Origin of the sequence: Azospirillum sp. A26, from assembly GCF_042604635.1 — a bacterium.
GTDB classification, from domain to species: domain Bacteria; phylum Pseudomonadota; class Alphaproteobacteria; order Azospirillales; family Azospirillaceae; genus Azospirillum; species Azospirillum palustre.
This window is the reverse complement of record NZ_CP170473.1, coordinates 139,741-152,138: the sequence shown is the minus strand read 5'-3', so window position 1 is coordinate 152,138 and position 12,398 is coordinate 139,741. Positions and strand designations below refer to the sequence as shown.

Annotated in this window: 12 protein-coding genes; all 12 read right to left on the bottom strand. The window is 67.8% G+C overall.

Annotation, left to right across the window (positions count from 1 at the left end; all coding sequences use genetic code 11):
• Positions 1 to 10: 10 nt before the first annotated feature.
• Complete coding sequence (locus ABNQ39_RS15330; protein WP_376961320.1) at positions 11 to 937, bottom strand: electron transfer flavoprotein subunit alpha/FixB family protein; 927 nt, start codon at positions 935 to 937, stop codon at positions 11 to 13.
• A gap of 1 nt (position 938) precedes the next feature.
• The gene (locus ABNQ39_RS15325) at positions 939 to 1,676 is read right to left on the bottom strand and encodes an electron transfer flavoprotein subunit beta/FixA family protein (RefSeq protein WP_376961318.1); all 738 of its coding nucleotides are present in this window, start codon (positions 1,674 to 1,676) and stop codon (positions 939 to 941) included.
• A gap of 130 nt (positions 1,677 to 1,806) precedes the next feature.
• A complete protein-coding gene (gene ripC / locus ABNQ39_RS15320; RefSeq protein ID WP_376961316.1) occupies positions 1,807 to 2,637 on the bottom strand; it encodes an itaconate degradation C-C-lyase RipC in 831 nt (276 codons plus the stop codon).
• Positions 2,637 to 3,482: an FAS1-like dehydratase domain-containing protein gene (locus tag ABNQ39_RS15315; protein ID WP_376961314.1), complete on the bottom strand. Its 846-nt coding sequence runs from the start codon at positions 3,480 to 3,482 to the stop codon at positions 2,637 to 2,639. Before ABNQ39_RS15315 ends, ripC begins: the two co-directional genes overlap by 1 nt.
• 24 nt (positions 3,483 to 3,506) lie before the next feature.
• Entirely contained in the window at positions 3,507 to 4,661 is a 1,155-nt protein-coding gene (locus tag ABNQ39_RS15310; RefSeq protein WP_376961312.1) for an acyl-CoA dehydrogenase family protein, read from the bottom strand.
• A 200-nt stretch (positions 4,662 to 4,861) separates the two neighbouring features.
• Entirely contained in the window at positions 4,862 to 6,502 is a 1,641-nt protein-coding gene (locus ABNQ39_RS15305; protein ID WP_376961310.1) for an electron transfer flavoprotein-ubiquinone oxidoreductase, read from the bottom strand.
• A gap of 295 nt (positions 6,503 to 6,797) precedes the next feature.
• Positions 6,798 to 7,943, bottom strand: coding sequence for an NADH:flavin oxidoreductase/NADH oxidase (locus ABNQ39_RS15300; RefSeq protein ID WP_376961308.1), 1,146 nt, complete (start codon positions 7,941 to 7,943; stop codon positions 6,798 to 6,800).
• 50 nt (positions 7,944 to 7,993) lie between these two features.
• Positions 7,994 to 8,362 (bottom strand): cupin domain-containing protein, encoded by a 369-nt coding sequence (locus tag ABNQ39_RS15295; protein WP_376961306.1) that lies wholly within the window; start codon positions 8,360 to 8,362, stop codon positions 7,994 to 7,996.
• A gap of 204 nt (positions 8,363 to 8,566) precedes the next feature.
• Positions 8,567 to 9,292 carry an ABC transporter ATP-binding protein gene (locus ABNQ39_RS15290; RefSeq protein WP_376961304.1) on the bottom strand — a complete coding sequence of 242 codons (726 nt, stop codon included), beginning with the start codon at positions 9,290 to 9,292 and terminating at the stop codon, positions 8,567 to 8,569.
• Between the two features lie 111 nt (positions 9,293 to 9,403).
• Positions 9,404 to 10,153: an ABC transporter ATP-binding protein gene (locus ABNQ39_RS15285; protein ID WP_376961302.1), complete on the bottom strand. Its 750-nt coding sequence runs from the start codon at positions 10,151 to 10,153 to the stop codon at positions 9,404 to 9,406.
• Positions 10,146 to 11,159, bottom strand: a complete 1,014-nt coding sequence (locus ABNQ39_RS15280; protein WP_376961300.1) for a branched-chain amino acid ABC transporter permease — start codon at positions 11,157 to 11,159, stop codon at positions 10,146 to 10,148. The genes ABNQ39_RS15285 and ABNQ39_RS15280 overlap by 8 nt, the downstream gene beginning before the upstream one ends.
• Positions 11,152 to 12,024, bottom strand: coding sequence for a branched-chain amino acid ABC transporter permease (locus tag ABNQ39_RS15275; protein WP_376961298.1), 873 nt, complete (start codon positions 12,022 to 12,024; stop codon positions 11,152 to 11,154). Before ABNQ39_RS15275 ends, ABNQ39_RS15280 begins: the two co-directional genes overlap by 8 nt.
• Positions 12,025 to 12,398: the final 374 nt, after the last annotated feature.

The window sequence follows — 12,398 nt, the reverse complement described above, 5'->3', positions numbered from 1 at the left end:
GGCGTCACCCCTACAGGGCGGCGTCCAGGGCCGGCATCGCCGTGAACAGGTCGGCGACGAGGCCGTAGTCGGCGACCTGGAAGATCGGCGCCTCCTCGTCCTTGTTGATCGCGACGATGACCTTGCTGTCCTTCATACCGGCCAGATGCTGGATGGCGCCCGAGATGCCGACGGCGATATAGAGGTCCGGAGCCACGATCTTGCCGGTCTGCCCGACCTGATAGTCGTTCGGCACGTACCCCGCATCCACTGCGGCGCGCGACGCACCGACGGCGGCGCCCAGCTTGTCGGCGATGGTCTCCAGCAGGTGGAAGTTGTCGCCCGACTGCATGCCGCGCCCGCCGGAAATCACGATGCGGGCGGAGGTCAGCTCCGGACGCTCCGACTTGGACAGCTCGGCCGAGACGAAGCGCGACAGGGCGGGGTCGGCCGCCGCGGCGACGCTCTCGATCGGCGCGCCGTTGCCCGCGGCGGCCGCCTCGAAGGCGGTGGTGCGGACGGTGATGACCTTCACCGGGTCGGCCGACTGGACGGTGGCGATGGCGTTGCCGGCGTAGATCGGCCGTTCGAACGTATCCGGTGACACCACCGCGGTGATTTCCGAAATCTGCGACACGTCCAGAAGCGCTGCCACGCGCGGCAGCACGTTCTTGCCCGTGGAGGTCGCCGCCGCCAGCACATGGCCGTACCCCGGCGCCAGGCTTGCCAGCAGTGCGGCCAGCGGCTCGGCCAGCGCATGCGCGTAGATTGCGTCCTCGGCCAGCAGCACCTTGGCGACGCCCTCGGCCCGGGCGGCGGCCTCGGCCGCGACGCGGGCGCCTTGCCCGGCGACCAGGACGTGGACTTCGCCGCCGATCTTCCGGGCGGCGGCGATGACGGACAGCGTGGCGGTCTTGAGCGACGCGTTGTCGTGTTCGGCCAGGATCAGGATCGTCATGTCAGATCACCCGCGCTTCCGTCTTGAGCTTGTCCACGAGGTCGGCCACATCGGCCACCTTGATGCCGCCCTTGCGCCTGGGCGGCTCGGTCACTTTGAGTGTCGTCAGACGCGGCGCGACATCGACGCCGAGCGCGTCGGGCGTGAGCGTGTCGAGCGGCTTCTTCTTCGCCTTCATAATGTTCGGCAGCGAGGCATAGCGCGGCTCGTTCAGGCGCAGGTCGGTGGTGACGACCGCCGGCAGCGTCAGTTCGATGGTCTCCAGACCGCCGTCGATCTCGCGGGTGACGGCGAGCTTGCTGTCGCTGGCGACGACCTTGGAGGCGAACGTGCCCTGCGGCCAACCCAGGAGGGCTGCCAGCATCTGGCCGGTCTGGTTGCAGTCGTCGTCGATCGCCTGCTTGCCGAGCAGCACCAGCTGTGGAGCCTCCCTGTCGACCAACACCCTGAGCAGTTTGGCGACGGCGAGCGGCTGCAGCTCGGCATCCGTCTGCACCAGGATGGCGCGGTCGGCGCCCATCGCCAGCGCGGTGCGCAGCGTCTCCTGGGCACCGGCAGGGCCGATCGAGACGGCGACCACCTCGGTAGCCTTGCCGGCTTCCTTCAGGCGGACAGCCTCTTCGACGGCGATCTCGTCGAAGGGATTCATCGACATCTTGACGTTGGCCGTCTCCACGCCCGAGCCGTCCGCTTTCACACGGACCTTCACATTGTAGTCGACCACCCGTTTGACGGGCACCAGCACCCTGCTCAACTCGGCATCCCTCCCTAATTCCGTATGGGTACGACCGTGACATCGCGCATCGCCCTGCACGGCGACCGCCACGGTCCGTTGTCTCGTTACCGGCTCCGGCTGGAGTTCCGGGCCTCTACTCCACAGCCGGCTCTCCGGCCGCAGCGAGAACGAGCCGCGCCTTGCGTGCCACCGCTTCGTCGACCATGCGGCCGGAGACCACGCCGACGCCCTTGAGGCTTTCCTGCAGGATGTGGCGGGCCTCCGCCACGGCCTCCGCACCCGGCGTCAGCGCTTCGTTGATGACGGCCACCTGCCTCGGATGGATGGCCGCCTTGCCCGCAAAGCCGAGGCGGACGGATGCATGCGTTTCGGCGCGCAATCCGGGATCGTCACCCAGCATGAAGTACGGTGAATCGATGGCGGCAAGCCCGCCGAGCGCCGCCGCCTGGACCACCCGGCTGCGCGCCAGAAGCAACGGTTCCCACGCGCAGCCCGCACCGAGATCGGCGGCGAAGTCGGCGGCCCCGAAGAACAGCGCATCGAGGCGCGGAGTGGCCCGCGCCATGGCCTCGGCCTTCTCCACGCCTCCCGCGCTCTCGATCAAAGCGATCAGGCGGGCGGCCTTTCCCGCCTGGGTCAGCAGCCCGTCCAGCAAGCGCAGGATGTCGGGCGAGTCGGCCTTGGGCACGATGAGCGCGTCGGGCTGCGCTCCGGAGTGCAGGAAGGCCAGCACGTCTTCAAGCCCGAAGGCCGTGCCTGGAGCGTTGATGCGCAATGCACGCCCTATATGGCCATCCGGCGTCTGGGATAGCCAGTCCATCGCCGCGGCCCGTGCCGCAGCCTTGTCGCCGGGCGCGACGGCATCCTCCAGGTCGATGATGACGACGTCGGCACCGGCCTCGGCCGCCCGATTGAAGCGCTCCGGTCTGGTGCCGGGCGTAAACAGCCAGCTGCGGCGGCGCATCACCCGGCCTCCAGCTCGGCCTGCATGGCGATCCGTCCGGCGGGATCGAGTGCCCACAGCGACGCCCCGCCCGCGGTCGGCGTGCCAAGTAGCGTAAAGGGCTGCACGTCGAACAAAGGCCGTTGCGCACGGAACTGGAAGGCAGAGATCCGGGCGCCGGGATTGTGACGCAGGAACAGGTCCATCAGCAGCGTGGCGATCAGCGGACCATGAACCACGAGCCCGGGGTATCCTTCGACCGCCTCGGCGTAATGTCGGTCATAGTGGATTCGATGGCCGTTGAAGGTCAGCGCCGAGAAACGGAACAGCAGCATGGGGTCGGGTTCGACGGTCCGCTCCCACACGGCCGACGGTGCCGCGTCGGCCGCGTCGGTGGACGGCGCGGCACCGGGAGCCGCCGCCTCGCGATAGACGATGTTCTGCACCTCGCGCAGCGCGGGACCGTCCTGAACGAAGACGTCGTGCGCAACCGTCACGAACAGCATGGGGCCCGAGCGGCCCGTCTTGGGTTCCACGGAAAGGATGGTCGAGCGCCGGCGCAGGGCCTCGCCCTGGCGGATTGGCGCGAGAAACTCCAGGCGTCCGCCGGCGAACATGCGGCGTGGCAACGGCACTGGAGGCAGGAAACCGCCGCGGCGGGGATGGCCGTCGCGGTCGAGCATCCCCTGCATGGCTTTCGGCAGAAAATACAGCCAATGCCCGAGCGGCGGCACCTCGCCGGATCGCCAGGGCGGAGCCACGTAATCCAGCGTGGCGGCCAGCGCCAGAAGCGGCGGCACCGCGGCGACGTCGAGGTTATCCTCCTCGCGCCCGATCCAGTCCTTCAGGTTTTCCAGGTTCATCATACCCATCCCTCGCGGGCGTCCCTGTCAGAACGACTTCGGCATCTGGAGCACGTGCGTGCCGACGTGGGACAGAATCAGGTTGGTGGAGATCGGCGCGATCTGATAGAGGCGCGTTTCACGGAACTTGCGCTCGATGTCGTATTCTTCCGCGAAGCCAAATCCGCCATGGGTCTGCAGGCACGTATCGGCGGCATGCCAGGAGGCCTCCGACGCCAGCAGCTTCGCCATGTTGGCTTCGGTGCCGCACGGGATGCCGGCGTCGAACATGGACGAGGCCCTGTCGACCATCAACGCCGCGGCCTGCGTCTCCACGTAATTGCGTGCGATGGGAAACTGAACGCCCTGGTTGGCGCCGATGGGGCGGCCGAACACCTCCCTCTCGCGGGCATAGGTCGAAGCCCGATCGATGAAGAAGCGGGCATCGCCGATGCATTCCGACGCGATCAGGATGCGTTCCGCGTTCATGCCGTCGAGGATGTAGCGGAAGCCCTTGCCCTCCTGGCCGATCAGGTTCTCCGCAGGGACCTCCAAATTGTCGAAGAACAGTTCGGTGGTGGCGTGATTGATCATGGTGCGGATCGGCCGGATGGTTAGCCCGTTGCCGACCGCCTGGCGCATATCGACCAGCAGAACACTCATGCCCTCCGCGGGCTTGGCCGCCTGATCGCGAGGCGTGGTGCGCACCAGCAACAGCATCAGGTCGGAATGTTCGGCGCGCGAGATCCAGACCTTCTGGCCGTTGACGATGTATTTGTCGCCCTCCCGCTGGGCGAAGGTGCGGATGCGGGTGGTGTCGGTGCCGCTCGTCGGTTCGGTCACTCCGAACGCCTGGAGGCGGAGCGACCCATCGGCGATTCCGGGGAGATAGGCCTGCTTCTGGGTCGGCGTGCCGTGCCGCAGGAGGGTGCCCATCGTGTACATCTGGGCGTGGCAGGCGCCGCCGTTGCAGCCGCTGCGGTGGATTTCCTCAAGGATCGCGGTCGCCGCACCGAGGCCGAGGCCGGAGCCGCCGTATTCCTCGGGGATCAGCACCGAGAGGAAGCCCGCCTGCGTCAATGCCTGGACGAATTCGGTCGGGTAAGTGCGGTTCGCATCGAGCTTGCGCCAGTATTCGCCAGGGAAACCCGCACACAAACGGCGGACAGACTCTCTGATTTCGGGAAAGGAATCCGCGTCCATTTCAGTTCCATTAGTGTTTCGGGTCGATGTTCGGAGAATTAAACGGCGCTTGGACGATATCCGTCAAATGGGATGTCATCTATGCGGGCCATAGGGTCCCACTATGGCGGCGTGGCGGAAACGCAGTGCCGCCGGTCGCCCCTGCCGGCGGGGAGGACCGTCGTTTCAAGTCGTGCCTCCGCGTCACTCCGCGGATAGCCCTACAGTCCCGGGTAGTTCGGTCCGCCGCCGCCCTCGGGGGTCACCCAGTCGATGTTCTGGGTGAGATCCTTGATGTCGCAGGTCTTGCAGTGGACGCAGTTCTGCGCGTTGATCCGCAGGCGCGGATCGCCGCCGTCCCCGCTGCGGACGATCTCGTACACCCCGGCCGGGCAGTAGCGGGTCTCCGGCGCGTCGTAGAGGGCCAGATTGACGCGGATCGGCGTCTCCGCGTCCTTCAGCGTCAGGTGCGGCGGCTGGTCTTCCTCGTGGTTGGTGTTCGACAGGTACACCGAGGACAGCCGGTCGAAGCTCACCTTGCCATCCGGCTTGGGATAGGCGATCGGCGGCGCGTCGCCGGCCTTCTTCAGCGTCGCATGGTCCGGGTGCTTGTGGTGCAGCGTCCACGGCGACCTGCCGCCGACGGCCGTCTCGTAGGCCGCGTTGGCGAGGCCGGCCCACAGGCCCTTCCGAAAGCCGGGCCGGATGTTGCGCACCCGGTACAGCTCGTCCCACACCCAGGATCGCCTGAGCCGCGCCTGGTATTCCGTCACCTCACGCCCGTCGTCGCCGCCGCCGGTCAGGTGCTCGAACACCGCCTCCGCCGCGACGATGCCCGACTTCATGGCGGTGTGGTTGCCCTTGATCTTCGGCACGTTCAGGAAGCCGGCGCCGTCGCCGACGATCAGGCCGCCCGGAAAGGCCAGCTTCGGGATCGACTGGAAGCCGCCCTCGCTCAGCGCACGGGCGCCGTAGGCCAGACGCCGGCCGCCCTCGAAGGTCGGACGGATCGTCGGGTGCGTCTTGTAGCGCTGGAACTCTTCGAACGGGCTCAGATGCGGGTTGGAATAGTCGAGCCCCACCACGAAACCGACCGACACCAGATTGCCCGACAGGTGGTACAGGAACGAACCGCCGTAGGTGTCGGGGGTCAACGGCCAGCCGATGCTGTGTTCGATCAGGCCCGGATTCGATTTGGCTGGGTCGATCTCCCACAGCTCCTTGATGCCGAGGCCGTAGGTCTGCGGATCGACGCCGTCGCGCAGGTTGAAACGCGCCATCAGCGTCTTGGTCAGGCTGCCGCGGCAGCCTTCGGCGAAGACGGTCTGTTTGGCGTGCAGCTCGACACCGGGGGTGTGGTTGCCGGTGGGTTCGCCGTTCTTGCCGATGCCCATGTCGCCGGTGGCGACCCCCTTCACCGCACCCCATGGATCATAGAGCACTTCCGCGCCGGCAAAGCCGGCATAGATCTCGACGCCCAGATGCTCCGCCTGCTGGCCGAGCCAGCGGCCGAGGTTGCCGAGCGAGATGATGAAGTTGCCGGCGTTGTGCATCTGCGGAGGGGTCGGCAGGCGGAACGCCTTGGCCTCGGTGAGGAAGAGAAAGCGGTCTTCCTTGGCCGGGGTGTCGAGCGGGGCGCCCTTGTCGCGCCAGTCCGGGATCAACTCGTCGAGCGCATGCGGCTCGAACACCGCGCCGGAGAGCAGATGCGCCCCCACCTCCGAGCCCTTTTCGATGACGCAGACCGACAGCTCCTTTCCGCTGTCCTGCGCCAGTTGCTTCAGACGGATGGCCGCGGACAGGCCGGACGGACCCGCGCCCACGACAAGCACGTCGAATTCCAAGCTTTCGCGTCCACTCATGTGCATTTCCATCGAGGAGGCGCAATGGGCCTCGAAAAAGAGGGGAGAGTGTTCGCATCACCCCGCCCGAACGCCGCGCTTCGCGGGGAGCGCGCAGTGCGGCGGGAGGTTCTGACTGCATTTCGCCGCGCGTCGAAGACGCCGCATCCCGCAAAATGCGATGGTTTGGAAAGGGAGCCGGGCGATGCACGCCCGGCTCAAGTCCCGCGCTCCGCCAGGAGGAAGAATGCGCAGAGCACGGGAAACTGAGGACGATGTCGAAGAGGCATGCCGGCGAGGGGCGCGATCCCAACCTTCATCTTTTCGATGAAATCCGGGGAACGGACAGCGGCTCCAGCGCGAAGGTGCCCAGCCGCATCCAGGCCGTGTTGTATTGGACCGGTACGCGGGCCTCCCCGGTCCGGTCGAGCGCCACCGCCGCACGCAGCGGCCAGTAGGGATCCCGAAGCATTTCGCGGCCGAGATAGACCAGATCGGCCTGTTCTTCCCGGATGATGCCGTCGGCCTGGGATGGCTCCAGGATCATCCCGACCGCCGCCACCGGAATTCCGGCGCCGCTACGGACCGCCTCGGCACCCGGAACCTGATAACCGGGGCCGAAAGGGATGGCGGGACGCGGCACGTTCCCCCCGGACGACACGTCGATCAGATCGACCCCGTCCTCCTTGAGCCAGCGGGCAAGCTGCACCGTGTCGCCGGTGCTCCATCCGCCATCGGTCCAGTCGGTGTGGGACAGCCGGAAGGACAGCACCTTGCCGGCCGGCCAGACCGAGCGGACCGCCTGCGCCACCTCGCGGGTGATGCGGCACCGGTTTTCCAGAGTGCCGCCATACTCGTCCTCGCGCCGGTTGGACAGCGGTGAATTGAACGAGTGAAGCAGATAGCCGTGGGCCGCATGAACCTCCAGCCAGTCGTAGCCGGCCGCGTCGGCCCTCCGGGCCGCGGCGGCGAACGCCTCCACGACCCGCCGGATCTCTTCGCCGGTCATGGCGCGCGGGGCGGCATAGCCGTCGTCGAACGCCAGCGGGCTGGCGCCCTCCAGCGGCCATGCCCCCTCCTCCTCCGTAAGGGGGCGGCCTTGCTGCTCGCGCGGGTCGAGCTCCCAGGGCGGGAGCCGGGCGGCCTTGCGTCCGGCATGGGCGATCTGGATCCCGGTGGCGGCGCCCTGGCTTTTCAGGAAGCGGACGACGCGGGCATGTCCCTCGACATGCCCGTCGCGCCAGAGCCCCAGGTCGGATGGGGTGATGCGCCCCTCCGGCAGCACAGCGGTTCCCTCCGTCAGCACCAGTCCGGCGCCGCCGGCCGCGCGGGAGCCGAGATGGACGAGGTGCCAGTCGTTCACCTCCCCGTCGACGGAGCTGTACTGGCACATCGGCGAAACGCCGATCCGGTTGCGCAACGTGACGCCGCGAAGGGTGATCGGGTCGAAAAGGCTGGGCATTTGAAGTCCTCGAAGTGCTCAGGCCGGGCTCTGCATGTCCCGCCGCCCTGCTATTTCCGATAATATTGCCATTCGAGCATCAGGCATCCCCGACGGGATGCGTAAGGGCCGTGCGGCGTACCCGGCGGCCGGCAGGAATAGGCGGGCGCCTGGATGCCGCACTCGCCGGCCTCGCCGTCGAACTGCATGTCTCCCTCCAGCAGATAGACCTCCTCCCAGTAGTCGTGCACCAGGGTGGCGGACGTGGCGAACCCGGGCGCGAAGCGGACGATCCGCGTGCGCGCACCGATCTTCGTCGTCTCGTCCAGGTCGTCGGAGAGGAGTTTCACCTGCAAGTCGGCCGGGTAGCCCTTCAGCGGTTCCCAGCCCTCGGACAGGTCGAGCGCGGTCAGGTCTATGGGACGGCGCGGAGTGTTCATGCTGCTGGTCTCCGGAAAGCGATGTGCGCCGCTGCGCAAGGCCGGTTGCGTATGGCCTGCCGGGCAAGGGTCGCGGAGGGCAGCATTCCATCTTCGCCGTACCGAAGGAAGAGCCGGAGCCCGGCCGCTCCGGCCCCATAGGAAGCGGCTATCCCGGACATAGCCGATAGCCACACGGGGCCGCCCGGCCGCTCCGGCGATGCCTCAGGCCGTGGCTTCGCCGACGCTCAGGTAGCGGTTGCGCAGGGCCTCGTCCTCCAGCAGGGCCGATCCCCTGCCCTCCCACGCCACGGCCCCTTTTTCGATGATGTACTGCCGGTCGACCACTTTGCAGACCGCCTCGATCTCCTTGTCGACGACGATCATCGACATGCCGTCGGAGCGGAGCATGGCGAGGTTGGCCCATATTTCCTCGCGGATCAGCGGGGCCAGCCCCTCCGTCGCCTCGTCGAGGATCAGCAGCGACGGGTTGGTGACCAGCGCCCGTCCGATCGCCAGCATCTGCTGCTCGCCGCCGGACAACAGGTTGCCCGGATTCCCCAGCCGCTCGCGCAGGCGGGGGAAGGCCTCCAGCACCCGATCGTAGGACCAGTTGCGCCCGGTATTCCGCATGGGCGCCGGACGGGCCGCCATCAGCAGGTTCTCTCGCACGGTCAGGTTGGGAAAGATCCGGCGCCCCTCGGGAACCAGACCGACGCCGCGCCGGGCGATCCGGTGGACCGGCATCGCGTCGATCCGCGCCCCGTCGAAGGCGATGGTTCCGCCACGCGGCGGACAAATGCCCATGATCGTGTTGATCGTGGTCGTCTTTCCCATCCCGTTGCGGCCGACGAGCGCAATCGCCTCCCCCTTCGCCAGCCGGAGCGAGAGTCCGTGCAGGATCCGGACGGCGCCGTAGCCGGCCTGGACGTTCGACAATTCGAGAAGCATGCCGCCCCCTTGGAGTCCACCGGAGGCTCACCGAAGCATCCGGTGGACTCTGGTCGTTTGATTTTCCGTGCAATTCACGCTTCAGACGAGTCCGTCCGAACCGATCGCACTCTAATGCTGATGACCGAGATAGGCGGCCTGGACCGCCGGGTCGGCGCCGATCTCGGCCGGCGTGCCGGTGGCGATGACGCTGCCGCGCACCAGAACGCTCACCCGGTCGGCCAGCGAGAACACCGCATCCATGTCGTGTTCCACCATGACGATGGTGTAGCGGCCCTTGAGCGATTTCAGCAGTTGCACCAGCCGCTGGCTCTCGTCGCGTCCCATGCCGGCCATCGGCTCGTCGAGCAGGAGCAGCTTCGGCTCCATCGCCAGCGCGATGGCGATCTCCAGCTGGCGGCGGTCGCCGTGCGACAGGTGGGCCGCCTTGGTATTGGCCCGGCCGCCCAGATTGACCAGCCGCAGGCACTCCATCGCCGGTTCCTGCAGCGTGCGGTCGTCGTCGGCCCGCTTCCAGAAGCGGAAGCTGTGCCCCTGCCGCGCCTGGACTGCCAGCGCCACGTTCTGCAGCGCGGTGAAGCCGGCGACGATCGAGGTGATCTGGAACGACCGTGCGACCCCCAGCAGGGCCCGGCGGTGCACCGGCTCCCGCGTGATCTCCACCCCGTCGAACCGGATGGCGCCGGCGTCGGGCAGGATGCCGCCGTGCAGCTGGTTGATGAAGGTCGTCTTGCCGGCCCCGTTCGGGCCGATCAGGGCATGCGTTTCATGCCGGCGGATGTCGAGCGACAGGTCGCGGGTCACTTGCAGCCCGCCGAACCGCTTGCCCAGCCCGACGACCTGCAGAATGGGCTCAGTCATGGCCGCGCCCTCCATCGCCGCTGCGCAGGGCGCCGATCAGGTTGGCGAGGCCGTCGCGCAGGAACAGGACCAGCAGGATGATGATGATGCCGAAGGGCAGCTGCCAATGGATGGTTAGCGCCGACAGGAGCAGTTCCAGCAGGAGGAACACCACGGCCCCCAGGGCCGGGCCCCAGACCGTCGCCATGCCGCCCAGCACGACCATGACGATCAGGTCGCCGGATCGCACCCAGGACATCTCGGCCGGGCTGATGAACGTCTGCGACACGACCAGCAGGGCTCCCGCCAGTCCGGCAATCGCCCCGGCGATGATGAAGACCGCCAGACGATAGCTCAGCGGCGCGATGCCGACCGAGGATACGCGCCGGTCGTTGCCGGCGGCGGCACGGATCACCATGCCGAAGCGGCTGTCGACGAGCCGCGTCCCCGCCACCAGCACGGCGAGCAGCACCGCCAGGCACAGGTAGAAGATCGTGGTCCGCCCGCCGAGCGCCATGCCGGCGACGTCGAGCGGCGCGAAGACCTGCAGCCCCTCCTCGCCGCCGTACCGTTCCAGCGCGACGAAGAAGTAGAAGAACATCTGGTTGAAGGCGAGCGTGATCATGATGAAGTACGCGCCGGCCGTCCGCAGGGCGATCAGCCCGAAGACCGCGGCGGCCAGCCCGCTTCCCAGGACCGCCGCCGGCACCAGGACCAGCAGCTCGGTCGTGCCGTGCTCCGCCAGGATCGCCACGGTGTAGCCGCCGAGCCCGAACAGGGCGGCATGCATCAGGCTGACCAGCCCGGCCACGCCCAGGACGATGTTCAGCGAAACGGCGGCGATGGCGAACACCACCATACGGGTGAACACGCGGATCAGGAACGGCTGGTCCAGCCCCTCCGCCAGCACCGGCACGAGGGCCAGAAGCCCGACCAGGACGATGACCGGCGCCAGGGGGCGCAGGGATTGCAGGCCGGACCAGGACGCCGACGGGCGGAATGTCGTCTGTTGAGGTTTGTCAAGCATGGCTCGGAAACAGGCCTCCCGGTCGCAGGGCGAGCAGGGTCGCCATGATGACGTAGATCGCCATGGCCCCCAGGGCGGGGTGCAGCAGCACCCGGCCGAAGGTGTCGCCCAGGCCGATGAGCAAGGCCGCGACGAAGGCGCCGCGGATCGATCCCAGGCCGCCGACCACGACGACCACCAGCGCCAGGATCAGGATCGGCTCCCCCATGCCGACCTGGACCGCAAGGATCGGTCCGGCCATGACGCCGGCCAGACCGGCCAGGGCCGCGCCGGCGACGAACACCACGGAGAAAACGCGCGAGACATCGATGCCGAGCGCCGCCGCCATGGTCCGGTCGCTGGCTCCGGCGCGGACCCACATCCCGCCGCGGGTGTGGGTCACCAGCACATAGAGGACTCCGGCCATGACCAGCCCGACCGCCAGGACTACCAGCCGGAACACCGGATATTGCAGGTCGGGGAGCAGCGGCACCGATCCCGCCAGCAGGCCGGGCAACGGCATGGCCAGGGGCGTCGCCCCCCAGATCATGCGGACCAGCTCGTTCGCCGCCAGGATCAGCCCGAAGGTCGCCAGCGTCTGGTCCAGATGGCTGCGGCGATAGAAGTGCCTCAGCAGGACGCGGTCGACCGCGTAGCCGACCGCCGCGGCGGCCGGCACCGCGACCAGCACGGCCAGCAGGAAGCTTCCCGTCGCAGCCAGCACGCTCGCCGCCACGTAGGCGCCGAACATGTAGAGCGAGCCGTGGGCCAGATTGATCAGGTTCATGATGCCGAACACCAGCGTGAGCCCCGCCGACATCATGAAGAGCATCACGCCGAGCTGACAGCCGTTCAGAACCTGCTCGATGATCAGGTTGAGGGTCATGTCGCCGACCCCGACTTGATGGCCGGGAGATGGGCGACCATTCCTGTATTTTGCATGTCTCCACCCTGTCTCATGGATTATTGCCGGAAGCCGACGGTCGGGTCCGATGGAAGCGGCCCGCGCGGATGCGGATCGCGCCGTCGAAGGACGACGCGGCGGCTGATCTTTCCGTGGGCATGGCGTCTTGAGGGGGCTTCCGGGAGATCGCACGATCCCGCAGCGAAGCGCCGACCTTCCGTTTTACCAACGAATTTTCTGGGGTGCAGAGGTCCGTAAGACCCGACTGGTTTGGAAGACTAACACCCGGCGGACGGGCGACCTAGACCCCAGTCGGGCCGTCGGCCCATCCATAGGACGGGCCTATGCCGGATAAG

What these genes read in the sequence shown, in the direction of transcription:
- ABNQ39_RS15330 (WP_376961320.1), bottom strand. Translation starts at nt 937, where the DNA reads ATGACGATCCTGATCCTGGCCGAACACGACAACGCGTCGCTCAAGACC.
- ripC (WP_376961316.1), bottom strand. Translation starts at nt 2,637, where the DNA reads ATGCGCCGCCGCAGCTGGCTGTTTACGCCCGGCACCAGACCGGAGCGC.
- ABNQ39_RS15315 (WP_376961314.1), bottom strand. Translation starts at nt 3,482, where the DNA reads ATGATGAACCTGGAAAACCTGAAGGACTGGATCGGGCGCGAGGAGGAT.
- ABNQ39_RS15310 (WP_376961312.1), bottom strand. Translation starts at nt 4,661, where the DNA reads ATGGACGCGGATTCCTTTCCCGAAATCAGAGAGTCTGTCCGCCGTTTG.
- ABNQ39_RS15305 (WP_376961310.1), bottom strand. Translation starts at nt 6,502, where the DNA reads ATGAGTGGACGCGAAAGCTTGGAATTCGACGTGCTTGTCGTGGGCGCG.
- ABNQ39_RS15300 (WP_376961308.1), bottom strand. Translation starts at nt 7,943, where the DNA reads ATGCCCAGCCTTTTCGACCCGATCACCCTTCGCGGCGTCACGTTGCGC.
- ABNQ39_RS15295 (WP_376961306.1), bottom strand. Translation starts at nt 8,362, where the DNA reads ATGAACACTCCGCGCCGTCCCATAGACCTGACCGCGCTCGACCTGTCC.
- ABNQ39_RS15290 (WP_376961304.1), bottom strand. Translation starts at nt 9,292, where the DNA reads ATGCTTCTCGAATTGTCGAACGTCCAGGCCGGCTACGGCGCCGTCCGG.
- ABNQ39_RS15285 (WP_376961302.1), bottom strand. Translation starts at nt 10,153, where the DNA reads ATGACTGAGCCCATTCTGCAGGTCGTCGGGCTGGGCAAGCGGTTCGGC.
- ABNQ39_RS15280 (WP_376961300.1), bottom strand. Translation starts at nt 11,159, where the DNA reads ATGCTTGACAAACCTCAACAGACGACATTCCGCCCGTCGGCGTCCTGG.
- ABNQ39_RS15275 (WP_376961298.1), bottom strand. Translation starts at nt 12,024, where the DNA reads ATGACCCTCAACCTGATCATCGAGCAGGTTCTGAACGGCTGTCAGCTC.